This is a genomic window from Fodinibius sp. GM108 (genome assembly GCF_058386985.1).
In genome coordinates, this window is sequence record NZ_JBYEIR010000001.1 from 319,984 (window position 1) to 345,193 (window position 25,210).

The window sequence follows — 25,210 nt, forward strand, 5'->3', positions numbered from 1 at the left end:
ATTGAAGAAGGTAGCCATAATATCGATTCTTTTTAGTCTGTTGGGATCTGCTGCACTTGCACAATCCGATGATGGAAAGGCCAGAAGTGGGTCGACTTATTCAAAATTAGGGGTTGGATATCCGGTAGATCTTGCTAATACTGCCTCTCAGTCTATGGGGTTATTGGGAATATCTTATAATGAAACTTCTGTCGGTAGCTATGCCAATCCGGCTCATTGGGGACGAACAGTTTATGGTCTTGGTGTAGGTGGAATCGGATTAGAATCTTATAACGCCAGCAACGCCACAGCAAGTGTCATAAATTCAAACTTTTCAATAAATCAATTTCAGTTACAACTGCCCATAATAAGAGATAGATTGGGTATTTCTGGCTCTTTTGCGCCCGTTACCAATGCTAGTTTTCGAACTTTTGAAGAAGGCACCCAGTATATAGGAGAAGGTGCAGCACAAGATTCGGTACGATATGGAATACAAAATCAAGGCAGTGGTGGTGTAAATCGTGCCGAACTTGGGTTCGGATGGAAGATTAATTCAAATATTTCGGTTGGATATGCGGCATCACTGGTATTTATGTCTGTAGATGATTCATTTTTAGCCGTATTTCCGCAATCTCCCTATCGACCGGCGAATTTTACCCTTGAAACGAATGGTTACGGTTTTGGGAATCGTTTCGGTGCTTCTTTGCAACTACCTGGCTTGTTCCGCAATAATGACCAGCTGGGGTTTGGAGCCACTGTTACATTGCCGGTTTCTTTAGATGCTGAACGGGAGCAAACGGGTACTGTTGTAACCAGCGGGGTTACCGTAAGTGAGGATTTGCAGAATGGTGAAGGAACTGTTAAAATGCCTGTGAAAGTTAGTGGAGGGCTGAGCTATAGCCCCAGTAACTTGATGATGGTGGGAGCTGAAGGTTTCTACCAGGGATGGTCAAATTATAGGAATGATTTTGAACCCAACCAGGAAGAACTTTTTGTAGATCGTTATAAACTAGGTTTGGGAATGCAGTATTTTCCTTATGTTACCGGATCCGATAAGTTCTTATCTAGTTTTAAATATCGAATTGGAACATCTTACGATAGCGGGCACTTAAAATTAGAAGGAACAAGAATCAATACACTAAAATTTTCTTTAGGCTTAGGCATTCGATCGCCATCATCAAATTCATCGGTTGACCTTAGTTTTGAGTATGGTATCAGAGGAACGACATCTTCGAATTTGGTTGAAGAACAAATTTGGGGTCTTCGGCTATCGCTTAATTTAGCAGAAATAATGTTCTTTAGGCCCAGACTCCAATAATAAATTGCTTCTGAATTAGTTTTAAACCTGAACACTTAGTAAATCATTAGAATTATGAGAAAGTTAATAGCATTATCTGCATTTTTGCTGCTGAGCAGTAGCTGGGTAATGGCACAGTCTCCGGCATCACCACCAAGTGGAATGAATGAGTTGCAAGCTTATTCTATTTTTTATGAAAATTACAGAGCAGAATCTTATGACAGGGCGGTAAAATTTGGACGCTGGATTTGGAAAGGGATGCCAGAAAAGCTGGAAGGATATTCTCAGTTTGATCTAAAAAGGAATCTCGACCGGTTGATTACCTCGTATAGTAATTTGGCTGAAGAAACCGGTGACCCTTCACTGCAGGAAGCTTATGTAGATACAGCATTGATTATTTTCGAAAATGCCTTTGAAAAATATGGCACCGATGAGGATTTTATCTATGATTGGAGTATAAAACAAGGTCGATTCTATCAGACTCACTCCAGCGTTATTAGCGATGCACTGAGTAAAGCGGCTGAAAGTTATCGCGAGGCATACAAAATAAAGCCTGAAGAGTTTACCCAGCGAGGTGACGGTTATTATATGCAGATCATGCTGGAAGAGATGATTGACGAGGGATTGAAGGATGAAGCATTGGCCATTATTAAAAAAACAGAAGGATATGCCCCTGAAAGTCTCACAGATTATTACGACGACGCCCGAAATGAATTGTTTGATTCACCAAAGGAGCGTATCACCTTTTTGGAAGGTGAGTTAGAGGAGGATCCGGAAAACGAAGAGATACTCACTCAATTGCGTGATTTATACCAAGAGGAGGGTATGAGTGAAAAAGCTAGCGAAGTCAGCAAAAAGCTCTATGAGCTGAACAGTAATTTTGAGAATACCATGGCTTTGGCCGAGGCTGCACAAAGTAATGCTAATTACGACCAGGCTATTAAATATTTAAAAGAATCTATCGAAAAGGCCGAAGAAGATGAACAGAAAGCGGAAATAGCTCTCGAAATTTCTGATGCGTATCTTAACCAAGAGGATGTGCAAAATGCACGCCGATTTGCCCGAGAAGCTATAGAGTATGACAGCGACTGGGGCAAACCATATATACAGATTGCTGATATTTATGCAGAGACTATCAGTCAATGTACAAGCGATCGAAAGTTAACCCCTGAAGACCGTGCCGTCTACTGGTTAGTTCTGGATTATTTAGATAAAGCCGAATCGGTTGATCAAAGTGTGTCGAATGAAGTAGATCGCAAATATCAGTCGTATGAGCCGGTAATTCCATCAAAGTCAGATAAATTCTTTTGGAAGCCGCCTTTGGAAGATGGGGAGGACTTTAAAATTGATGCCGACTTGAATGAATGCTACGGCTGGATTAATGAAACAACAACGGTTCGATAGATTTTAAATATCAGTAAACATTCTTATCTTAACTTTTGATTCGCTGGCAGCATAGCCTGATCGCTATGCTGCTTTTCTTCCTCTCGATTCGCTAAATTGAATTTCAACTCCGACATTTTTGGGTAACTTCTGGATTGACCCGGAGATGTCAGATATCAAGCTAAAACAGATGTAAATGGGACGTTCACGAAACAATAATAATCGCGGTAGGAACAAGAAAAATGTATTTGTTCCACGCTTTAATGAAAATCAAAATGTCCGGGTTGCCGGAGAGTATGAGGGCGTTGTAGAAATTAACGCCAAAAACTACGGCTTTGCCCGGAAAAAGGATTTTGAGTTCAGTTATGAGCCAAATGATCCCTTTTTGAAGCCCGACGAAGTAAAACATCATAACCTCCGTCCGGGATTGGAAATTGAAGGTGAATATGAAGAAGACGATAATGGCCACCGCCACATCCATTCTATCGAAAAGATTAATGGACGAGATCCGATGGAATGGCAGCGCGCCACTCGTTTTGAGCTTCAGACACCTATAATGCCGGTTGAGCATATCAAACTTGGCAATGATCCCGAAAATATCGAAATGCGGGTTATGGATTTGGTGGCCCCTATCGGCAAGGGACAGCGTGCTCTTATCGTAGCACCGCCACGCACAGGTAAAACCGTGTTGCTTAAAAAAATTGCTGAATCGCTGACAAAAAATCATCCTGATATAAATACGGGTGTTTTACTTGTCGATGAACGCCCGGAAGAGGTAACCGATTTCTTGCGTTCAACCGATGCCGAAGTATTTGCTTCATCCAATGATAAGCCTACAGAGAGCCACATTCGTATTACAGAATTGGCGCTCGGTTATGTGAAGCGAAAAGCCGAAATGGGCGATGATGCAGTGCTTCTTATCGATTCGCTTACGCGCCTGGGACGCTCGTACAACAACATTCAGGAAAGCAGCGGACGTACGCTGTCGGGCGGACTTGATATCCGGGCACTGGAAATCCCAAAAAAGATTTTTGGCTCGGCGCGGAAAATTGAAGGCGGCGGATCGCTGACGATTATCGCTACCTGCCTTATCGAGACTAACTCTCGAATGGACGACCTGATTTTCGAAGAGTTCAAAGGTACCGGTAATATGGAGTTAGTGCTGGATCGTGAGTTGGCTAATGACCGTATTTTCCCGGCGATTAACATCAGTTCCTCCGGCACCCGTAATGAAGATAAGTTCATCACCGATTCCATGGAAGAGCGAAACATGGTGCGTCGTTACTTGCTCAAAAAATCCCCCAAAGAGTCAATGCAGAGTCTGTTGAAGGTGCTCAAAAACACCGACAGCAATGAAGAGCTTCTCAACCAGATTGCGGCAATGGTTTAAGGACAGTATCTGAGTATTGAGTAATGAGTATTGAGAAGAATTTGCCTATGTCCTGGAATAAGCCCTGAACCTGATTAAGGAACTTTTAGCATCTGTTAGCAACCGCTCTCTCAAAGTTATTAATGAAGCTTTGCAATGGATCTTATCCCGAAAGCTTCGACTCGAATTTTCAATTCTTGAGTTCACTTTTCTAGCTTCTGCTGAAGTTATATCAGGATGATGATTGAGTAATGAATCATGAAGCCTCTATTTGAATTACCAAAATATGGTTTTTCTCACTACTCACTACTCATAACTCACGACTAATACACCGGCAGGCTGTTATCGATTTCCCGTGCCCATTCATTGATGCCACCCTTTAGATTCTTAACATTCGAAAACCCTTTCTTCTCAAGTAGCTCGCATGCATTTGCACTTCTACTGCCGCTGCGGCACATGCAGACAATCTCATTTTCTTTTTTATCCGCGATCTCATCCAGGCGATTGCCCAGTTCTTCCACCGGAATGAGTGTTGAGTTATCATATTCAATGTTGGATTGATATTTCTCGAAAGGCTGACGCACATCAAGCAGAAAAACATCATCGCCTTCTGATTCTATTTTTTTCTTAAATTCTTGTACCGTAATTTCTTCCATAAATCATTTACTTTTTGTAGGGACGAATTGCATGCGTCTAATAATTAATTTTCATATAAAAAGACGGACAGTCCGTCTCTACACATTTTATTCTTCTTCCTGCCGCTGTGGACCGTAGCGATCCAGTCGAAACTGGCTGCCCAGATACAGCCGGCGCGCCTCCTCATCTTCGGCCAGCTGATCGGCTGAACCCTCTTTCAGTATTTTGCCTTCAAACATCAGGTAGGCACGATCGGTTATAGCCAGTGTCTCGTGCACATTATGGTCGGTAATAAAAATCCCGATATTTCGATATTTTAGTTCAGCGACAATTTCCTGAATATCTTCGACCGCAATAGGATCAACCCCGGCAAATGGTTCATCAAGCAGAATAAAATTTGGATCTGTAACAAGCGCTCGTGCAATCTCTGTCCGCCGCCGTTCACCGCCCGACAAACTGTAGCCTTTACTGTCGATGACTCGTTCTAATCCAAATTCTTCAATAAGCTGTTCTACGCGATCATCAATTTCTTTATCAGAGAGATCAAAGAATTGGAGTATCGATTCCAGGTTTTCGCGGACAGTAAGATTTCGAAAGACGCTGGCCTCTTGTGACAGGTAACCTACACCAAGTCGGGCTCGTTTGTACATCGGCATGCCCGTAAGATTGCGGTCATCCAGAAAAATTTCCCCGTCATCGGGCGTGACCAATCCTACAAACATATAGAACGTCGTTGTTTTGCCAGCGCCGTTTGGTCCGAGAAGTCCCACAATTTCGCCCTGCGTCACCTCGATAGACACATCCGAAACTACCGTACGTTTCTTGTAGCTCTTGGTTAATCCACGACTGTGAAGCGTTTTTTTGGGCTGGTCCGCCATTACGGATTACTTTAATTGCGGCTTATGCAACTGCTAATTCATTTAACACAGAATCAAAAATCATTTTGCCGTCATCGGATCCGAGAATTTCTTCGACTGCCCGTTCGGGGTGTGGCATCATACCGAGTACATTCCGATTCTTGTTACAGATACCGGCGATATTATCCACCGAGCCGTTGCAGTTGGCCTCTTCGGTAGCGCGGCCTTCTTTGTCGCAATAGCGGAAGACGACTTGATCGTTATCTTGCAGTTCTTTTAACTGATCCGGATCGGTAAAGTAGTTACCTTCACCGTGCGCGATCGGGATATCTAAAACAGTTCCTTCTTCGATATTGCGGGTGAATAGCGAATTAGATGTTTCGCAGCGAATGTAGGTATGCTTGCAGATAAAACGTAGCTCTTGATTGTGGAGCATTGCTCCGGGAAGCAGTCCTGCCTCAAGCAGAATTTGAAATCCATTACAAACACCTAGAACAGGTCGCCCTTGTTCGACAAAATCCTTAACCGATTGCATAATGGGCGAAAAACGAGCTATGGCACCCGAACGCAGATAATCTCCGTAAGAAAATCCACCGGGTATCAACAGAAAGTCGATACCTGACAGGTCGGTATCTTTATGCCACAAAAATTTCGTTTCGGCATTCATCACGTGCGCCAATGCGTGATAGGCATCGTGATCACAGTTAGAACCAGGAAAAACAATTACTCCAAAGTTAGCAGACACAGTAGTATTATCCTTTTATTTCGGTGACAAGTTGTATTTCTTTGAGCACGCCGTTGACTTCGAAGCATTCTTCAAAACTGCCTTCGTAGACAGCGGCTTTGCCCTCATTGTGAACTTTATAAGTTAGCTCTTCGGCGTGAGATTTATTGCATCCCAGCGCTTTCATGAGCTGATCAATTACTTCGTCGAATGTGTGGACATCGTCATCGTAAAGAATGACTCTCCACGGGGTTTTTTCCTCCTCATCTTCCAGTTCTTCTTCTAGAACATCAACATCGACATCCGGTTTTTCTTCCTCCTCAACCCCGGGATCGGATCCCCGGATACTAAAAAGCAGATCGTTCATAAACTTAGCTATTTTAGTTTTCGTGGATCTCTATTTCAAAATCTTCCATCACTTCATTGGCCAGCAGTTTTGTGCATGCCGTTTCGGCAATTTTAAACGCCTGTTCTTTGTCATCGGCATCAATATCCAGCTCAATCCGTTTGCCGATGCGTACCTTGTTTATCTCGGATAATCCGAGATCTTTCAGAGCATGATGGGCTGCTTTGCCTTTTGGGTCTAAAATGGATTTCCGAAGCGTTACGTTTACAGTTGCTTTATACATTGTTTGATTTAACATTGAGTATATTTTGAAATGAGGCTAAAGTTAATCTTTATTTGGCTTAGCTGCTAACTGCTGTACGATATAATACACAGCCTCATCTTTAGAAGATTTTTCGATGTCAATCCAGTCAATAAAATCCCACCGCCGAAACCATGAAAGCTGTCGTTTAGCATAGCGCCGGGTCTGGGTTTTCATATCTTTTACCATCTTATCTCGGCTGATTTCATCATTTAAAAATGCAATCGCTTCTTTGTAACCAACCGTATTAAGTCCGGGATCGTTAAGCGAATATTCCCGATCAATGATCGATTTCACTTCATTAAGGAATCCATGATCAAACATATTTTCAACGCGTTGATTGATGCGATCGTATAATTTTTGCCGATTTCGTTTTAATCCAAAAACGAGCATATCATCTGGTACTTTAATGGTATTGTTATCGGAGTGAAAAGAGCTGAACGGCTGGCCGGTTTGCATCCATACATCAAGTGCCCGGACGATCCGTTGCGTATTCATGCCGTCCATTTTCCTGGCGTATTTGGGATCAACATCCTGCAACTGTTCGTAGAGTGATTCAATTCCCTCATCGGCAATTCGGTTTTCAAGCTGTTCGATATTTTCTTCATCAGCCTCGGGTACATCATCAAGCGGCTGAATCACGCATTGTACATGCAGTGTACTGCCTCCGACATAAAGCACATTTTTACCACGGGATTCAATCTCCTTTTCCCATTCCATAGCCCGCTCGTAAAAGTTTACTACGCTGTCTTTTGTTGCGGGATCGATAATCGAAAGGTTATAATGGGGAACATTGCCGCGTTCTTTCTTAGTTGGAGTGGCAGTACCGATGTTCATATATTTGTAACACTGCCGAGAGTCGGTAGAAATAATTTCAGCATCAAGTTCATTGGCAAGTTTAATGGACAGGCTGGTTTTACCTACAGCAGTGGGCCCCAGTAACAGTATGCGCACGTATAAATATCTGTTTTTCTACAATTTATAGAAGTTAAAGTATAAGCAATTTTAAGCACTTCTTTGAGTGTGAGTGGCGATTTTTGTGACACTGTTTAGCCGCTTTATCAGCTGAAGGTAAGTAGGATGAAAATGTACTTTAACAGTCTCACAAGTTGATTTTTATTGCAAATTTAGTGACACAATTTATTCTATATTTCATTACTAATTTGGTTGCTAAGAGAGTGAGGATTTATTAGTATATGGTACTTATAAATTGGATTATTTGTCGATCTCTGTAAAACGCTTAGCTAAAAATATTTATTTATGAAATTTAACGTATCGAGCAGCGAATTAGTTAAAGCATTATCTGCCGTTTCGGGGGCAGTACCGAATAAAGCTACCCTTCCCATTCTTGAAACTATTTTATTTGAAAGTGACGGAGATCAGTTGCGTCTGACGGCTACCGATCTTGAGATCTCTATCATTGAATCGATGACTGCCGATATTGATGAAGGCGGTGCCGTGGCAATACCGGCCCATCGGCTTATTGAGACGTTACGTCAGCTGCCGGATATTCCTGTGGCCTTTGAAGTGGATGATAAATTCAATATTAAATTCAGAACCGATAAGGGTACGTATAAGCTGGTAGGTGAAGACCCTGATGAGTTCCCCGAAGTGCCCAACCTGGATGAAGGTCATACTTTGGAGACGGAAAAGGATGTTATCACCAAAGCGATTGATAAAACGCTGTTTGCCGTATCGAATGATGATCTGCGCCCCGCAATGATGGGCGTATATTTTGACATCGGTCCCGACGAGAGTAAATTTGTGGCTACGGACGGGCATCGGCTGGTTAAATATATAAAAGAGAATCTGACAAGTGATCAAGAAGTAGATTTCATTGTCCCTGAGAAAGCGCTCAATTTGGTCAAAAAAGCGCTTCACGATGAAGCATGCAATCTTACTATTACTGAAGACCATGCACGTTTCAAAAGCGGAAATACGATCGTAATTACGCGACTGATAAATGAGCAGTATCCCAATTACGAGTCGGTAATTCCAAAGGATAACGATAAGAAACTGGTCATTAGCAAAGAACAGATGCTGGCGACGGTAAAACGAGTATCAATCTTTTCGAGCTCCACAACCCGTCAGATTCGCCTGCAGATGAATCCCGACAAGCTTACCATTCGCGCCGAAGATATCGACATGAGCAGCGAGGCAAAAGAGACCATCTCCTGCGAATATGCCGATGAAGAAATGGAGATCGGTTTTAATGCCAAATATCTGGCCGATGTGCTCGGTAATGTGGACGACGATGAGGTTTACTTCGAATTTTCTACTCCCAACAGGGCCGGAATTGTGAAGCCTTCCGAAGAAGATGAGGGTGAACAGATACTCATGCTCGTTATGCCGGTGATGCTTAATACCTATGCGTAAGGTACTTACCCTAACGACAGATTTTGGCCTGCAGGATTATTATGTAAGCGCCATGAAGGCGGTGATTATTGATATCGCCCCGGATGTGCGTATGGTAGATATCTCCCATGAGATTCCTTCTCAGGATATCATGGCTGGTTCGTGGATCCTTCAAAATTCCGCTATGATGTTTCCACCCGGAACGGTGCATACTGTTGTTGTGGATCCGGGTGTAGGAACAGATCGCAAAGCCATCGCCCTCCAAATTGAGGATCAATATTTTGTAGGACCCGACAACGGCATCTTTTCACTTTTGGCCAAAGGTAAGGATTATCGGGCAGTAGCGCTTACCAATAAAAAATACTGGAGAGATGATGCCTCTAATACCTTTCACGGCCGCGATATCTTTGCTCCTGTTTCAGCTCATCTTAGCGCCGGTGTACCGCTGGAAGAACTCGGCGAACCGCTGGATGATCTGATGACCTACCGGTGGACTGTACCTATCGCTGACAAAGACGGACTCGAGGGTATGATCATTCACATCGATAAATTTGGGAATTTGATTACAAATATCTCTGAATCGCTGCTGGATGAGGTTATCGGCGATAAGGATGTTAAAATATACGTGGGCAATACCATTCTGGATACCATTGCTTCTACTTTTGGTTCTGTGCCAGAGGGAGAACCAGTGGCTTATATTGGCAGTTCGGGAATGCTGGAAATTGCTATCAATAAAGGTAATGCGGAAGAGATGCTGGGTGTTCAAAAAGGAGCGCAAATTTCACTAATTTTACAAAAAGGAAGTCAGGAGGAATCGTAACACCATTCCTGATTCGCCGTATGAATCTTCATCAACAGTAACTGTTGAAAAGCCCGTGGATTTATCCTTGTAATTTCAGAAGAATATTATGTCCCTTGAAATACGGTCTCCCAAATATGAGCGTGCCTCGATTACTATCCCGGCAGAAGTAGCCTATCTGCAGAAAAGTTTCAATGGCACGATCTGCTCTAATAAGGGCGATGAATATCAGATTACAAATAATATTATTGATTTACTTGGGGATGATCCCCTGAACATGTCGTGGGCACAGAGCTCGAATCACTGGAAGCTGACGGCTGCTTTGTATGAGGATATCTGGCGCAAACGTTCGCTCTCGGTATTAACCGGCGATGAATTTCCAATTGAGAAGGAGCGTGAGCTATTGATCGATTGGTTGAATCCCCGGCCCGATAAGCTGTATTTGGATATCGGTAGCTCTACCGGGCTGTACGGTCGTTTGGTCAAGAAAGCACAACCTGATTGCCAATTTATATCACTCGATTTTTCCCGGCAGATGCTGCAAGAGGCGCGCTTGAAATCGGAGGCCGAACAAGTAGATCAGTACCTGTTGCGTGCCGATGCCCGTTACCTGCCTTTCTTTGGAAATACCTTTGATGGATTAACTATGGGCGGCACATTAAATGAGCTCTCCGATCCGCTGAAAGTTTTATACGAAGCCCGTCGCGTTGTTAAAAGAGATGGCGTTTTCTTTATGATGCATCTGATTAAAGCTGATGCCTGGTATGCCCGGTTGCTTCAGGATTCGGCCGGTTTCAGCGGTCTCAAATTCTGGACGATTGATGAGAGCAATGCGATATTTGAACGAGCAGGTTTTAGTATCGTTGATCAGTTTGCAAAAGGCATTGTCTGTTTTACAAAGCTTATTCCTGCATAAGCTTCTATTGGAGCTGAGTTCTTAAGTATTGGGATCATTTTTGCCTGTTTCTACTATACATAACTTGCAACAAGAGAGGGAGGTTCAAATGACAAGTCGGTATAGTTATTTAGAGTTAATATCATGAGAGATTCAGAGAGAGACAATGAATCCGCACAATCATTCCCCACTGTTTTCTTGATTATAGTTTATCTGCTATTATTATTCTTTTTTCTGGGGATTTTAGGAGTTAGTAGTCAAGCAGGAAAACCCATTCAAAATTTTGCTGCAGATCCTGCTTATCTGCTCGATTTTCATCCCCTGGTTGGAGTTGTTTCAAATCTGGGAGTTTTATTATGGTGTGCGGCAGCTGTGGTTTGTCTGTTTACCTATTTCTATTTGATAAGATTTATTCAGAATAAAGACACTTCATTTATCCTATATTCAGGATTGCTGACCATTCTGTTACTTTTTGATGACTTTTTCTTGCTCCACGAAGAGTTGATTCCCACATATTTATCAATTCCTGAGATGTGGGTTTATGTCATATATATTTTTATAGCTATGGCTTGGCTTGTTTATTTTAACAAGCAGATATGGCAGGGCGAATATAAGTTACTCGGCATTGCCATTTTCTTTTTGGGATTATCAATAGTTGCAGATGTTTTGTTGCCCCAGGATAGTGAAATGGTTTACCTGATAGAAGAGGGATTTAAATTTTACGGTATTGTCACATGGGTAATCTATTTTGCGCGCGATAGCTTGTTACGCATCCGTAAAAATCTTACCGTTATCCCGCTGTGAAGTTTAGAGGAAATCTCAAAAAGCAAGCGCATTAGAATCGATTGTCTCAAAACGAAGCCAGTTGTCATCTCAAAGTCGACTTAGGTCGGCGGAGAGATCTTTGTTTTGAACAAAGATTTCTCATTTCGCTACGCTCCATTCAAAATGACGGAGCAGGAAAAAACTATAATAGATCAGAAAAGATTGGCCTGCTCACTATCTTCTTTCGGGGCGCGCTCAATTTTCGGATTGGTAATTTCGCCCTGATTTATTTTCAGCATGTCAGGTTTAAACTTCTTCCCGTAAAGACGATTAGAAATGCCGTGCAACGCCTTTTCTCCGCGGGGGGTAATAAACAGCCGGTCATGATCGTCCAGCGTTAAAAAACCAAACTCTTTGAGATCGTTAACAATCATATAGGCCAGCTTACTGACAGCACCACAGTTCTGTTCCACGTAATCGCGGCGGGGCGCTTCCTCATCAGCTGAAAAAACCAGCCCTAACACATTCATTTCCACCTCGGTCAGCGGATAGCCTTCGGAGCCTTTCGTTAACGTTTCATCCCAGGCTTTCTGGCTGTAATATAGTCCGAACCACCACTTGCCTTCCTTAATGAGGCGGCCAGTACCAGCACACGCGAAGTATTCACCCGGCTTGGTCTTTTTGGGTATTCCCCGATCGCGATACATTGAAACCAATGTCGCTAAATCCAGCTCATGCAAGTTAGGTGGATAATCGAAGTAGTTATCTGATGTTTTTTCCATGACGCTCCAATTTAGAAAACTGGAACCTTATTATCATGTTAAAATTAGCCTGAATTTTTAATTCGGCTATCCTGAACTTGATTCAGGATCTTTAGCCGAAGATGGTAGCAAGCGGCGGGAGGCAGACGTAAGATGTGAGACGGCAAATGTGAAATATGGTACGTAAGCTATTTCCCAATGAGTAATACATGATACGTAATGCGTGTTCAATTACTCCGTATCACGCATTACGCATAACGCGTTACGAATCTTATAGATTTATTCCACATTTTTTACTATCTGTCACTTCACGTTTTACGTCTGCCGTTTCACGTCTGCTATCTGCCGTTTGCCTACTTCCCTTTCTCAGCAATCAACTGCACAGCAATATCCATATTTACATCCTCGGGATCAAAATCGTCGGGTAAACTAATGTTCTTCTTGCCGTACTTGATGTAGGGTCCGTACCGACCAGTCATTACCCGTACCTTTTTCCCGTTTTCGGGATGATCCCCAAGCTCTTTAATCACATTGCTCTTTCGGGATTTCTTGTTCTTCTTTTCCTCCAATAATTCTACTGCCCGATCAAGTTCAATATCCAGCACATTATCGCTGCGCTTTAGAGAAGCAAACGTGCCATCGTGAACCACAAATGGGCCGTAACGCCCAACACCGGCTTTAATCACTTTTCCAGTTTCAGGATGTTCACCCAGCGGCCGGGGAAGTTCCAGCAGGCGCAGTGCCAGATCAAGATCCACATCTTCGGGCTTCATGCCTTTGAGCAGTGAGGCACGATCAGGCTTTTTATTATCTTCCGTTACTTCTCCCACCTGCACATAAGGGCCGTAGCGTCCATTTAGCACATAAATCGGTTCTCCGGTATCGGGATGCTCACCGATAGGCTTGGGACCTTCTTCTTCAGTCTTAATCAGTTCTTCCAGCTTTTCGACTGTAATGTCGCTGGGCTTCCAGCTTTCCGGAATCGACGTTGTAAGCTCTTCGCCATTTTGTTTTTTCTTGATGTAGGGACCATACCGGCCGACAAATACCTGAATATCATCTAAACCGGGAATCGGCAGGGTAAGCTTACGTGCTTCCTGTGGATCGATCTGATCTTCCTGCTGATCAACTTTGGCTTTCAATCCTTTCTCGCCTTTATAATAAGCGCTCAAATACTGCTTGGTATCGAGTTTTCCGCGAGCAATTTCATCGAGTTTGGTCTCCATTTCAGAGGTAAAGTCACTGTCGACAAGGTCTTCCAGATTTTTCTCCAGCAGTTCCGTAACGGCAAACGCGGTGAAAGTGGGGATTAGAGTTTTGCCTTCCGCCTCAACATAGCCGCGATCCTGTACGGTGCTGATAATAGTAGCGTATGTACTTGGTCGGCCTACACCGCGCTTTTCAAGCTCTTTTACCAGCGTAGCCTCGGTATATCGCGACGGCGGCTGTGTTTCGTGGGAAATGGGCTCAATTCCCTCTTCAACCACTTCTTCTCCTTCATCCAGTTTAGGCAAAAAGCGCTCTTGGTTTTCCAGCGCCGCATCGGGATCATCACTGCCTTCAACATAGGCACGGAAAAATCCGGGAAAGACGATTTTCTTTCCGCTTGTTTTGAATTCTGCTACTTGATCACCGGCTTTAGCCTCAATAGTGACATTTGTGAATTCAAGCTCAGCCTGGGCCATTTGTGTGGCAACTGTCCGTTTCCAGATCAGGTCGTAAAGTTTAAACTGATCGCCCCGTAGTCCTGCCTGTTCCGGCTTCTTAAAATAGCTGCCGGCCGGACGAATGGCCTCGTGGGCTTCCTGTGATCCCGATCCACCGGAATAATTTCTTACTCGTTCGAACAGATAATCTTCTCCATACTCATCTTTTACTGCATTCCGCGCCGCGTTAATCGCTTGGCCCGACAGACGCGCCGAGTCGGTACGCATATATGTAATGTGTCCGTATTCATACAATTTTTGAGCCACACTCATCGTACGTTTAGCTGAAAAATTCAGTTTCCGGTTGGCCTCTTGTTGAAGAGTAGATGTAATAAAAGCCGGCGATGGATTTCGCTTCTGGCGATTCTTTTTGACCTCAGAAACCTTCCATTCGGCTTCATCCAGATCATCGCGCAACTCTGCTGCTGATTCATCATCTAGCAATACTACCTTTTTCGGCTTTTTAAGCTTACCGGTATTTTCATCAAAATCTTTACCTGAGGCCAGGCGCTTGCCATCCAGATGAGTGAGGTCAGCCTCGAAGATGTGCTTATCTTTCAGCTTGTGGAGCTTGGCTTTCAAATCCCAATAGCGGGCCGAGCGAAACTTCATCCGCTCGCGCTCACGATCAACAAGAAATCGTACAGCCACCGACTGCACGCGTCCGGCCGAGAGTCCCGGGGCAATTTTTTTCCAGAGCAGCGGGGAAATCGTATATCCCGCCAGACGGTCGATAATGCGGCGGGCTTCCTGGGCATTAACCAGATCCATGTCTATATCCCGGAAATGGTTCAGGGCCTCTTTAATCGCTTCTTCGGTAATTTCACGAAACACCATGCGCTTAACCGGTACATCGGGCTTCAAAAGCTCCGTCAGATGCCATGAAATGGCTTCACCCTCACGGTCTTCATCTGTTGCAAGAATAAGCTCATCAGAATCCTTAAGCTCCTTCTTAAGCCGTTTTACAACCTTCTTTTTGCCTGATGGAATCACATAAATCGGATCGAAGTCATCATCCGTATTCACACCCAGGTTAGCCCAGTCTTCGCCTTTAAATTTCTTGGGGATTTCTTTGGCACTTGCCGGTAAGTCTCTGATATGCCCCATCGATGAATCGATCACATAATCCTTGGGTAAATACTTTTTCAGAGTTTTAATTTTTGTAGGTGACTCTACAATGACTAAAGATTTCATATATCAGTTTTGCAAATTCTGGATCAGCTCCTTGAGTTCAGCAGCATGATCTTTGGTATTAACTTTCTTAACGATGGCTTTTACAGTACCATCGGTATCGATGACATAGGCAGAACGTGAAGGGGCCTCATATTTATTGCCGAACATCTGTTTTTCTACAATTGAATCGGTGGCCTTGGCGAATTTATAGTCGGGGTCGGAGGCCAGTATATAATTAATGCCCAGCTTGTCAGCATAATTTTTGTGCGAGCCGCAACTGTCTTTACTAATAGCTACAAGATTATATCCATGTTCGTCGAACCAGTCTGAATGCTCAGCCAGGCTTTTGTTCTGCTTGTCGCAACCTGAGGTATTATTCCTCATATATACCGATACGATTGTGGGACGTTCCAACAAATCGGCAAATTTGACTGTTTGTTCTTGACCATCTTTAACTATATCAAGGGTAAAATCCGTATTAATTTTTTGTCCTGTTTCTATCATATCTATCTAAATAATGATACAGTGTAATTATGTGTACTATTAATTCGTTCCGGTCTGCAGGGGATCTTTTATAATAAAGTGATCGCCGTGATACTGCAATAAATCTTTTGATCAGCGAAGGTACCGGTTATAATTGAAGATTAGATGAAGCTGTCAGATGGCAAACGTGAGACGGCAGATGACAAACTCGTAATACGTAATTCGTAATCCGTATTCAATAGTTTGCATCACGTATCATGCATCTCTGCCGTTTGCCGTCTGCCCCTCAACAAATACTTTGCAACCGCCGCAACCACAATACTGTGATCAATGATGCCATCAGCTACGAGATCCAAAAAATCCTCAACTGCAAATAAATGTACATTGATGCGCTCGTGCTTGTCGTCTGTTATGATCTCTCCTTCAAAACGACAGTTTTCTGCTAAATAGATATGAGTATAATTATTCATTATTGCGGGATTGGCACTCACTTTCCCCAGGCTTTGCCAGCTTTCGGATTCATAACCGGTTTCTTCACGCAGCTCTCGCTTGGCAGCACTTATGGGATCTTCGTCCAGATCCACCATGCCGCCGGGGATTTCCAGCGTAGGTTCTTCAATGCCGTATCGATACTGCTCAACCAGTACAACTTTGTTTTCGGTAGTGATAGGAATTACGTTAATCCATGCGGGCGCATCCAAAACATAGAAGTTACCTTCGATCGGTTCATCTCCGGAATCAAGCCGCATACGGCGATGTAAAAGATTAAAAATTGGTGTCTGATATTCCTTATTTTCATGGATAACCGTCCACGGGATAACGGTATAGTTGAACGATTTTTTACTCATAAGATTAATTAGTCAGTATTTATGGCAGATCGATTTGAATTTGAGACAGAAGAAATAAGCTCTGAGGAAGAACTCCATGAGCGCATGGTCACAGCCTGTGATACCATGGAATCAATATATAATAATGGTGAATATCCCAAAGTACTGGTCAAGCGGTCATGGTCCAAACACAATCCTATTATTACTGGTGAGATGGCCAAGCCTGAGGCCTATCGGTGGTATTTGTTGCGGGAACTAAAAAAGCTGGGCGAAAAAGGCGCAGTCATAAAAATTATGCCTTCACGCGATCGACTGCCGCTTAATGATCCTAATCTGCTCGACAATACCGACGAAGATGACTGGGATATTACCCAGAAAAAACTTTTTCTATTCAGTCCCGAACGTATTGAAATTTCGCTAAATCGGCTTGAACATTATACCGGCACCAATCCCGAAGATTTCCAACGCTATATTCTTTTTACCAATTATGATATGCATGTGGATGTTTTCCTCGATAAATTTCCTGATTGTGTAACACCCGCACGTGAAGGGGTACAGATGCCGGCCTATCATCACAAACAGGAGAATAACAAAGGTATTACACTTGTAAATATTGGAGTAGGACCGTCAAACGCCAAAACGATTACCGATCATGTGGCAGTACTTCGCCCCGATGCCATGATTATGGTGGGTCACTGCGGCGGGCTCCGGAATCACCAGGATATCGGAGATTTTGTATTGGCGACGGGTTTTATGCGGAATGATGGCGTGCTCGATAACATTTTGCCGCTCAATATTCCTATTACGCCGAATTATTTGATGAATGTATTTCTGAAGGAAGTGCTTGGTAAGTATAACCGCAATCACCGAATGGGGACGATTTTCACCACGGCCAATCGTAACTGGGAGTTTATCAAACGACGCACGGTGGAGAAAATACATATGAGCCGCAGTATTGCTGTGGATATGGAATCAGCGACGGTGGCCACCAACGGCTATCGCTATCGCATCCCCAATGCCACAATGTTGTGTGTAAGTGACAAGCCGCTGCACGGTAAACCGAAGCTCAGTAATGAGGCACAAAAGTTTTATGAAAACTCGAAACAGCTGCATATCGAGATGGCTGTAGAGGTTTTGAACATGTGCAAGGAGACCTATCCCGAGGGGCTGCCTAACGCCAGTATCCGCGCAATGAACGAGCCACTGATGGGTGGCCCGGATGAGGACTAGGCTCGTAATGCGTGATTCGGTGAATACGTAATCTCCTGCCGTTTCTATCTGCTATCTACCCGCTTTTGTTAGAAAATTCAACAGACTAATCTTGCGGAACAATACCTAAAGAGTAACTTATGTTTATTATTTGCCGTAATTCAATAAATAATTATTGCTTTTCAATAATTATTTTTATTTGTTGATAAACTGAAGCATCAAGAAAGCGATAGATTATGGTTACAAAATGATTAAAGAACGCTTGTCTGAAGACAAAAACTAACCATGCATTTCTTATGAAACCTTTGAAAGAGAAATCTGTTGCCCGGGTTTGTTTACTTTTTACCAGGTTAAGCTGGTATTTCTTTCTAATTATTGGTGTTTTGGCTCCAATAGTTTTAGTACTGGCTTATGTCGGAAGCCTGCCGAAGCAATTAAACTTTCAGCTGACCATTCCGATAAATCCGGAAATAATTGAATTTAATGATAACATTGTGCATTCTCTCGTTTCACCAGATATAGCTAAAGCAAATTTAGATATATCTGGTTTTGCTCTTCATTTCCCGGATGCATATTTAAGCTGGTCCCTTTACAGCATTACTTTATTGGGATTTATTCTGACTGGCCTTTTTCAACTAAAGGAACTACTTAAGGCGGTAATTGATGATGAAGTCTTCAGCCGAAAAAATATTATCCGCATAAAAGTAATTGCAATTCTGATCTTTTTAGTGGATTCCCTTAGTTGGATTTTCCATTATTTTTCTTTGGACCACTATTTGCCGGGGTTTCATCAGTGTCGGTAAGTCTTGCCACCAGTAATCCTGCTTTTAACTACTGGTTTATCGGGCTATTGATTTATACCCTTGCGGCTGTCTTTGAACAAGGTCGGGAGATGTATCAGGAATTAAAATTAACGGTATAGATGGCTATCAAAGTAAATCTGGATTTAATGCTGGTGAAGCGCGATATGTCACTGACTGAACTATCTGAGGAAGTGGGGATCACTATCTCAAATCTTTCTATCCTGAAAACCGGTAAAGCCAAGGCCATCCGTTTTTCAACACTAAATGCAATTTGTAAGGCTCTCGATTGTCAGCCGGGTGATATTTTGGAATACGAAGAAAAAGAATTTAAATAAGTTCTGCGAAAAATCCGCTAAATCTGTTGTGATCAGTGTTCCATTCCTCAATCCACAATCAACTTCTAATCAAATACTGAAACTTCACAAAAAATTCGCGGCTGGTTTGGCGGTAATCTCTGAAACCACCTTTGTCTGAGATATCAAATTCTGTCATATAGCTGGTCATGCCGATATAAAATTTGGTGAAGGGATTAGCTTTATACGACACCAATGGATACACCTGAAATTCATCACTAAATGAGTTGTATTCGGTAATCAAACGCGTGTATAATTTTGGTGTAAAGTGATACCGGGTATTTAAACGATAAATATCCCCGGCATAAAACGTTTCGGGACCATCTTGCTCTGACAATTTGGAATAACTATAGTCCATCGTGAGCTGAAAACGCGGTGTTGGTTTTATGGTAGCATCAGCCGAAATGCTATATCCAGTCCCCTGTGTGGGATTTTCGGTACGATAGATATCACGTCCCATTTCAACCCTCACATCATACGAAAATGCATCCCAGGTATCGGAACTAAAGCTGATTGTACCGCGATAGAGATTGCGAAACATGCTCCCGCGAAACCGCTCATCATTGAGAGGTAAAAAATTAATGCTCAATCTATTTTGACCAGCCAAATTATTGCTGAATCGAACAAATAAAAACCGCTCCTGAAATTCGCCCGAAAAGTCGTAGCGCCAGTTGCCCCTCACGCTCAGAGAACCCTGGGTAAGGATATCAGTATCAGGATAATATGACAGGCTTTGACTTCCGCCGATGCTCCGCTGGTTTGTCTCATTGATAAAACCCGGCTGAGCCTGGAACGTGGGTGAAAAGGATTCATAATCAAACGAAAAGTTGTAGTATTTCGCTTCTCTTGCCAACTCTGTGCTAAGCAGGGTACCTCCATACCGCTCGCCGTCAAAAGCGGCAGTATAAGAAGTCGAGCCGAATGTCCGCGGATCATCGTGCAGCTCCAAATCATCCAGCTCGCGGGTGTAAGAGTAGCCGGCTTGTCCGCGGAAATAGTAGTTGTCAGACAATAGGATGTCCCAGTCCACACTTCCCACATAGTTATATCCATTTTCCTGATTCCGGGTTGTCAGCAGCCCGCCAATATGTGACTCATTACCCACATTGTATTTTCCGCGGAGAATATTGTTAAACGAATTCCGATCGGATCGTATCTGCGAACTCTGTTCTTTACCGGGCACAATAAATGGTGTGTCGCGATCATAGGCCGTTAAAAAGGCAATGCTAAAATCATCTCCTTTTTTGGTAAACTTTCCGGCTCCCAATGGATTGTTGATCGTTCGCGAATAGTACAGGTTTTCACGTGTGTCGAACATATCTGATCCTTTTACAAAGAACGGACGCTTTTCATCATAAAACAGGGCAAAAGTTTCGTTGACGCTAATCTGGGCGGCATCGGTTTCCACCTGACTAAAATCGGGGTTAACAACCACATCCACTGAGCTCATAGAAGTAGGCGAATAGGAGATACTACCACCGATCTTTGGTTCAAGTGGCCCATTATTAAGCCCGGATTCCGGATCCGCCGGATCATCTATACCAGCACTCTGAGTTGTGACCGCATAAGGTAGCAGCTCCACGGTATTCGAACTTTCCACATCCTGTAAGTTTGCCAGCATTCCACTTTGGCAGAGCAAACAAGAATTATCTATTTGTACATCCGTCCATGCCAACAGGTAGCGATTTTCTCTGGGATAGTTGCGAAAAAATTGAACTGACCAACTTTGTACATCCCGATCTGGGAAGTTGATACTTTTGAACGGTATCTTCATCACTGCGACATATCCTGAATCAGTAAGGCTGGCTTCGGAATACCAAAGGGCATCAAAATTCATATTTTCTGAGTTACCCGATCGCATGGCATCCATCTGAATACCGAGCGGATTCACCATAAATTCGTAGGCATTCTGGTTGTTATTGTATGTATCGAGGAAAATGCCGATGTAGTCGTCACCGAAATAACTGTCGCGGTCGGTAACGTTTGCGCGAACTTTTTGGGGAGCAGGATCATCGCTGATAAATCCTACATACAGATTATTTTTGCTGTATAACACTTTTACTTCAGTCTGTACGGGCGCCGGTCGATTATCAAAGGGCTGAAATTGATTAGCAATCAAGGTAGGGGAGGCTTGATCCCAGGATGGATGATCCATCGTACCGGTGATATCAAAATCTTCGCTGATCTTAAGCGGTTCATAAACAAATCTTGTTGTGTCTGACGGCGACTGGGCCGTAAGAAGAAGGGGAAATCCAAAAAGAAAGCAAAATGCAATAATCGTAACAGGATTGGTAATACTGTTCATGAATACAACTAAAACTATTATCAATTTTCTGTTTAGTAGGATGTGATGATACGAAACAAAGGAATTTTGTTTCGTTCAAAAACAGCGCAAAGATATTGATAACAGCGATATTAAGTGAATAAAAGATTGTTAAAGATTCACCTTGCAAAAGAATATATTCTGAAATTTTGTAAGGATTTGATTCTAAATCAGTCTTACTATTAAAACAATATATCAAGAGGGTACAATTATGAATGATCAGGAAAATTTTGAAGCTGATAATTTTATAAAGCGAACCGTTAAGGAGATGCAACCGGATGAGCAACCGCGCGAAAAACTAACCAATTATGGTGCGGAAAGCCTGTCGGATGCGGAGTTGCTGGCTATTTTATTACGTACAGGCAGTCGTAAGATGAATGTGATCCAGACCGCGCAGGCACTACTCGATCACTTTGACGGTTTGCGTTATCTGGCAAGAAAAAACTGGCAGGATTTAAAGGTGATTCCGGGAATGGGAAAGGTGAAATCGCTGACGCTGGAGGCTGTTTTTGAGTTGTCGCGGCGAATACAGATGGCAAGTCTGGGTGAACAGGTGCAAATTACTTCTCCTGAGGATGCGGTAGCTTATTTCGGACCCAAACTGCGTGATCTTACAAAAGAAGTGTTTATGGTCGCTTTTTTAAATAATGCCAAGATTGTAACGGGCTACAAAAAAGTCAGTTCAGGGGGTTCTACTGCTACAATTGTGGATCCTGCGGAGGTAATGCGTCAGGCGGTGATGAATGAAGCCAACAGCATTTTGCTGCTGCACAACCACCCCAGCGGGAATAACAGCGAGTCTAAGGCGGATATCCAGCTTACAAATCGTATTGCCAAATCGGGTAAGCTGCTGGGCATTCCGGTGGATGATCACATCATTATTGCCGGCGACGGCTATACCAGCTTTCGGGCAAAAGGTCTACTGAATTAATAGAACCCAAATGAGGCGGATTATAAATGAACCGCAGAATATTGAACAAGGAATTTAGAATAATGAAAAAATCATACAGGAAATGCCAAAGTAAAAGCAAGTCGCATAATTTTGATCTCGAGGAACGGCTTATCGAATTTGCTGTCAAAATTCTGGGAATTACTGAAATGCTCCCTTCATCATATGCCGGTAAGCATTTTGCAGGGCAATTAGTAAGATCCGGCACTTCACCCGCTTTAAATTATGGCGAAGCACAAAGTGCAGAATCCAGAAAAGATTTTATTCACAAGATGAAAATGGCTTTAAGGAACTTCGTGAAACTTATGTGTGTCTGCAGATTATTCTTAGGAAGCCAATGCTTAAAGAAACAACTTTTCTAAAGGAGATAATTGCTGAAAACAATGAACTTATATCTATTTTTGTAAAGAGCATATCAACAGCAAAAAAGAACTCAAAATAGATTTTGGACAACTTCATCATTCGAAATTCCTTGTTCGATATTCGTTATTCAAAAGTCTTATATTTACGGCTAATTTAAATTCGGCTTAAAATTATTTCATGAAGGATTATTTACGCGCGACTATCAGAGAATCACTGCGGCAGTTTGATCTCTCTGAAACTGACATTCCCGAAATTCAGATCGAGAAACCTAATCAGCCCGAGCACGGCGATGCAGCCTCCAATATCGCAATGAATCTGGCCAGCGTGCTGAAAATGAATCCGCGGAAAATTGCCGAGCAAATTGTAGATGGTCTGGACTACGACGAGCGCAAACTCAAATCAGTAGAAATCGCGGGACCCGGTTTCATCAACTTTAGATACGCAGAGAATTATCTTTTTGATGAACTGGAAGAAATTCTGTCGCAAGGTGCAAAATTTGGAAAGTCAGATTTGTTGCAAGGGCAGCGTATCCTTGTGGAATTCGTCAGTGCCAATCCTACCGGGCCGCTGACTGTCGGACACGGACGAAATGCGGTTCTTGGCGACACTATTGCGAATCTGCTGGAATGGATCGGCGCCGATGTAGATCGCGAGTATTATTTCAATAATGCCGGGCGTCAGATGCGTATGCTGGGAGAAAGCGTCAGAGCACGCTACCTCCAGCTTTTAGGATACGATGCTGAAATGCCTGAGGATGGATATGAAGGTGAATACATAAAAAATATTGCGCAGATATTGATTGATGAAGAGGGTGAGAGCCTTGTTGAAGGCAATGAGATCGATCCCTTTAAAGACAAAGCCGAGCAATTGATTTTTGAGGATATTCAGGCTACGCTGGAGCGAATGAATATTCAGATGGATTCATTTTTCAACGAGCAGGAAGTGTATGATGATGGCTCAATTGAGAAGGCGGTAGAAACGCTTCGGGAGAAAAACCTTGCCTATGATAAGGATGGTGCCACCTGGTTCCGTACTACCGAATTTGGAAAGGATCAGGATACAGTACTGATCAAAAGCAGTGGTGAGCCGACATATCGCTTACCCGATATTGCCTATCATGTAAACAAGCTTGATCGCGGTTATGACAAGTGCATTGATGTCTTTGGTGCTGATCATATCGATACCTATCCCGATGTGTTGTCGGGTATCGAGGCGCTGGGTTATGATTCCTCAAAGGTGGATGTGGTTGTGTATCAATTTGTGACGCTTGTTAAAGATGGAAAGCCGTTTAAGATGAGTACGCGAAAAGCCAATTTCGTGACACTCGATGAGCTGATGGATGAAGTCGGCGCCGATGTCACGCGCTTTTTCTTTGAGATGCGTGATCCCAATACACACCTGGAATTTGATGTGGGACAAGCGAAAGAGGCGGGAGAAAAGAATCCCGTATTTTACCTGCAATATGCACATGCCCGAATTCACAGCATCCTGCGAAAAGTTGAGCAGCAGTATTCATTTGATGAGGCCCCGAATCTGCAGCTTCTTACACACGAATCAGAGACGAAACTGATAAAGAGTATGGTTCGGTTTCCGGAGATGATTCGCAGCGCCGCCGAAAGCAGAGAGCCACACCGCCTGATCAATTACCTGAATGATTTGGCATCTCATTTCACTTCGTTTTACCATGACTGCCGTATTTTAGGAGAAGAGGAGGAGCTGGTTCAGGCACGCTCGGCTCTGGCTAAAGCTACAGCACAGGTGCTGGCCAATGGTTTAGGTATTCTGGGAATCAGCGCACCCGAGCAGATGTGAGGCTTCGTTACCAGACGAATAATGACCCCAACCGTTTCGCACCAGAGGTGCGAAACGGGGAATCTTTATCCCTTTTGTCATTTCGGTTTGAGCGTAGTGAAATGAGAAAGCATTGTTTCTCACCACAAATCAAACAAAGAATTCCCCCACTAGTTGAGGTGACATCTTGGCTTAGTTAGGAAGAGCTCTGCTCCCAAATCTAATGTCGCCAGTCACTGCTTCTCGCTCACACGAAATAATTTCGAGCTATGGGAATCTTTATTTTTGCAAAGAACCAATAAAAGCTATAACGTTAATTGTATGCTCAAGCAAATTAATCTAATATGGCTGATGAACTTCTTCAAAACAACCTGTTCTTCCTGAGTTCTGCGCTATCACGGCAGCTCACGAAACAAGCTGATGAGGCATTTGCGGGTATAGGACTCTCTTCTTCTCATGCCCTGCTCTTGCTGTTAATTGAGAGCAATCCAGAAATTCAGCCGGGCCAATTATCTAAAAAGTTACATTTGAAACCGTCCACCATTACCAGATTGGTTCAAAAATTAGAGCGTCGTGAGCTTGTCGAGCGACAATCAAAAGGAAGGGCAACAGCAATTGTATGTACAAGTGGTGGCGAGGAAATGGCTAAAGAAATTGAACAGAAATGGCAATTGCTGCTGAAAGAGAAACGCGATCAGCTTGGCGAAAGATATGTTTCTGTTCTTTCCGAGATGATTCTTAACGCTATTGAGGAACAATAACC

The 25,210-nt window shown here is 43.2% G+C and carries 25 protein-coding genes; 14 read left to right on the forward strand and 11 right to left on the reverse strand.

Annotation, left to right across the window (positions count from 1 at the left end; genetic code table 11):
- The first annotated feature begins 1 nt into the window (after position 1).
- The 3 genes from ACT3ID_RS01525 to rho all read left to right on the forward strand — a co-directional run bounded on the left by ACT3ID_RS01525 (position 2) and on the right by rho (position 4,049).
- On the forward strand, positions 2–1,297 hold the full coding sequence (locus ACT3ID_RS01525; protein ID WP_491540209.1) for a hypothetical protein: 1,296 nt from the start codon (positions 2–4) through the stop codon (positions 1,295–1,297).
- A 54-nt stretch (positions 1,298–1,351) separates the two neighbouring features.
- The gene (locus tag ACT3ID_RS01530; RefSeq protein ID WP_491540210.1) at positions 1,352–2,680 is read left to right on the forward strand and encodes a tetratricopeptide repeat protein; all 1,329 of its coding nucleotides are present in this window, start codon (positions 1,352–1,354) and stop codon (positions 2,678–2,680) included.
- Positions 2,681–2,855: 175 nt separating this feature from the next.
- Positions 2,856–4,049 (forward strand): transcription termination factor Rho, encoded by a 1,194-nt coding sequence (gene rho, locus ACT3ID_RS01535; protein ID WP_491540211.1) that lies wholly within the window; start codon positions 2,856–2,858, stop codon positions 4,047–4,049.
- A 302-nt stretch (positions 4,050–4,351) separates the two neighbouring features.
- Here rho and ACT3ID_RS01540 read toward each other — a convergent pair whose 3' ends face one another.
- The 6 genes from ACT3ID_RS01540 to miaA all read right to left on the reverse strand — a co-directional run bounded on the left by ACT3ID_RS01540 (position 4,352) and on the right by miaA (position 7,846).
- A complete protein-coding gene (locus tag ACT3ID_RS01540) occupies positions 4,352–4,684 on the reverse strand; it encodes a rhodanese-like domain-containing protein (protein WP_491540212.1) in 333 nt (110 codons plus the stop codon).
- Positions 4,685–4,771: 87 nt separating this feature from the next.
- Positions 4,772–5,542 (reverse strand): LPS export ABC transporter ATP-binding protein, encoded by a 771-nt coding sequence (gene lptB / locus ACT3ID_RS01545; protein ID WP_491540213.1) that lies wholly within the window; start codon positions 5,540–5,542, stop codon positions 4,772–4,774.
- A gap of 22 nt (positions 5,543–5,564) precedes the next feature.
- Complete coding sequence (gene purQ / locus ACT3ID_RS01550; RefSeq protein ID WP_491540214.1) at positions 5,565–6,266, reverse strand: phosphoribosylformylglycinamidine synthase subunit PurQ; 702 nt, start codon at positions 6,264–6,266, stop codon at positions 5,565–5,567.
- Between the two features lie 7 nt (positions 6,267–6,273).
- Positions 6,274–6,612 carry an ATP-dependent Clp protease adaptor ClpS gene (locus ACT3ID_RS01555; RefSeq protein WP_491540215.1) on the reverse strand — a complete coding sequence of 113 codons (339 nt, stop codon included), beginning with the start codon at positions 6,610–6,612 and terminating at the stop codon, positions 6,274–6,276.
- A 13-nt stretch (positions 6,613–6,625) separates the two neighbouring features.
- Positions 6,626–6,889, reverse strand: a complete 264-nt coding sequence (gene purS, locus ACT3ID_RS01560; protein WP_491540216.1) for a phosphoribosylformylglycinamidine synthase subunit PurS — start codon at positions 6,887–6,889, stop codon at positions 6,626–6,628.
- Positions 6,890–6,916: 27 nt separating this feature from the next.
- The gene (gene miaA, locus ACT3ID_RS01565) at positions 6,917–7,846 is read right to left on the reverse strand and encodes a tRNA (adenosine(37)-N6)-dimethylallyltransferase MiaA (RefSeq protein ID WP_491540217.1); all 930 of its coding nucleotides are present in this window, start codon (positions 7,844–7,846) and stop codon (positions 6,917–6,919) included.
- Positions 7,847–8,152: 306 nt separating this feature from the next.
- Between miaA and dnaN the strand changes: the two genes are divergently transcribed.
- The 4 genes from dnaN (at position 8,153) to ACT3ID_RS01585 (ending at position 11,745) form a co-directional block, all read left to right on the forward strand.
- Positions 8,153–9,268: a DNA polymerase III subunit beta gene (gene dnaN, locus ACT3ID_RS01570; protein ID WP_491540218.1), complete on the forward strand. Its 1,116-nt coding sequence runs from the start codon at positions 8,153–8,155 to the stop codon at positions 9,266–9,268.
- The gene (locus tag ACT3ID_RS01575; RefSeq protein ID WP_491540219.1) at positions 9,261–10,067 is read left to right on the forward strand and encodes an SAM hydrolase/SAM-dependent halogenase family protein; all 807 of its coding nucleotides are present in this window, start codon (positions 9,261–9,263) and stop codon (positions 10,065–10,067) included. The genes dnaN and ACT3ID_RS01575 overlap by 8 nt, the downstream gene beginning before the upstream one ends.
- Positions 10,068–10,155: 88 nt before the next feature.
- A complete protein-coding gene (locus ACT3ID_RS01580; RefSeq protein ID WP_491540220.1) occupies positions 10,156–10,962 on the forward strand; it encodes a class I SAM-dependent methyltransferase in 807 nt (268 codons plus the stop codon).
- Positions 10,963–11,085: 123 nt separating this feature from the next.
- Complete coding sequence (locus tag ACT3ID_RS01585) at positions 11,086–11,745, forward strand: DUF8692 domain-containing protein (protein WP_491540221.1); 660 nt, start codon at positions 11,086–11,088, stop codon at positions 11,743–11,745.
- A 173-nt stretch (positions 11,746–11,918) separates the two neighbouring features.
- Here ACT3ID_RS01585 and ACT3ID_RS01590 read toward each other — a convergent pair whose 3' ends face one another.
- From ACT3ID_RS01590 to ACT3ID_RS01605, 4 genes are all read right to left on the reverse strand, one after another.
- Complete coding sequence (locus ACT3ID_RS01590; protein WP_491540222.1) at positions 11,919–12,488, reverse strand: hypothetical protein; 570 nt, start codon at positions 12,486–12,488, stop codon at positions 11,919–11,921.
- A 332-nt stretch (positions 12,489–12,820) separates the two neighbouring features.
- Entirely contained in the window at positions 12,821–15,367 is a 2,547-nt protein-coding gene (topA, locus tag ACT3ID_RS01595; protein ID WP_491540223.1) for a type I DNA topoisomerase, read from the reverse strand.
- Positions 15,368–15,370: 3 nt separating this feature from the next.
- A complete protein-coding gene (locus ACT3ID_RS01600) occupies positions 15,371–15,850 on the reverse strand; it encodes a peroxiredoxin (protein ID WP_491540224.1) in 480 nt (159 codons plus the stop codon).
- A gap of 227 nt (positions 15,851–16,077) precedes the next feature.
- Positions 16,078–16,677, reverse strand: coding sequence for an NUDIX hydrolase (locus tag ACT3ID_RS01605; protein WP_491540225.1), 600 nt, complete (start codon positions 16,675–16,677; stop codon positions 16,078–16,080).
- Between the two features lie 21 nt (positions 16,678–16,698).
- On the opposite strand from ACT3ID_RS01605, the gene ACT3ID_RS01610 reads away from it, so the two are divergent.
- From ACT3ID_RS01610 to ACT3ID_RS01620, 3 genes are all read left to right on the forward strand, one after another.
- Positions 16,699–17,886: a phosphorylase family protein gene (locus ACT3ID_RS01610; protein ID WP_491540226.1), complete on the forward strand. Its 1,188-nt coding sequence runs from the start codon at positions 16,699–16,701 to the stop codon at positions 17,884–17,886.
- 275 nt (positions 17,887–18,161) lie between these two features.
- A complete protein-coding gene (locus ACT3ID_RS01615; protein ID WP_491540227.1) occupies positions 18,162–18,668 on the forward strand; it encodes a hypothetical protein in 507 nt (168 codons plus the stop codon).
- A gap of 119 nt (positions 18,669–18,787) precedes the next feature.
- Positions 18,788–19,003, forward strand: a complete 216-nt coding sequence (locus ACT3ID_RS01620) for a helix-turn-helix domain-containing protein (RefSeq protein WP_491540228.1) — start codon at positions 18,788–18,790, stop codon at positions 19,001–19,003.
- 58 nt (positions 19,004–19,061) lie between these two features.
- Here ACT3ID_RS01620 and ACT3ID_RS01625 read toward each other — a convergent pair whose 3' ends face one another.
- Positions 19,062–21,326: a sugar-binding protein gene (locus tag ACT3ID_RS01625; RefSeq protein WP_491540229.1), complete on the reverse strand. Its 2,265-nt coding sequence runs from the start codon at positions 21,324–21,326 to the stop codon at positions 19,062–19,064.
- Positions 21,327–21,555: 229 nt separating this feature from the next.
- Here ACT3ID_RS01625 and radC point away from each other — a divergent pair, with 229 nt between their 5' ends.
- The 4 genes from radC (at position 21,556) to ACT3ID_RS01645 (ending at position 25,208) form a co-directional block, all read left to right on the forward strand.
- The gene (radC, locus tag ACT3ID_RS01630; RefSeq protein WP_491540230.1) at positions 21,556–22,275 is read left to right on the forward strand and encodes a RadC family protein; all 720 of its coding nucleotides are present in this window, start codon (positions 21,556–21,558) and stop codon (positions 22,273–22,275) included.
- Between the two features lie 167 nt (positions 22,276–22,442).
- The gene (locus ACT3ID_RS01635) at positions 22,443–22,655 is read left to right on the forward strand and encodes a four helix bundle protein (RefSeq protein ID WP_491540563.1); all 213 of its coding nucleotides are present in this window, start codon (positions 22,443–22,445) and stop codon (positions 22,653–22,655) included.
- Positions 22,656–22,833: 178 nt separating this feature from the next.
- Positions 22,834–24,468, forward strand: coding sequence for an arginine--tRNA ligase (gene argS / locus ACT3ID_RS01640; protein WP_491540231.1), 1,635 nt, complete (start codon positions 22,834–22,836; stop codon positions 24,466–24,468).
- Positions 24,469–24,791: 323 nt separating this feature from the next.
- Positions 24,792–25,208 carry a MarR family winged helix-turn-helix transcriptional regulator gene (locus ACT3ID_RS01645; RefSeq protein ID WP_491540232.1) on the forward strand — a complete coding sequence of 139 codons (417 nt, stop codon included), beginning with the start codon at positions 24,792–24,794 and terminating at the stop codon, positions 25,206–25,208.
- Positions 25,209–25,210: the final 2 nt, after the last annotated feature.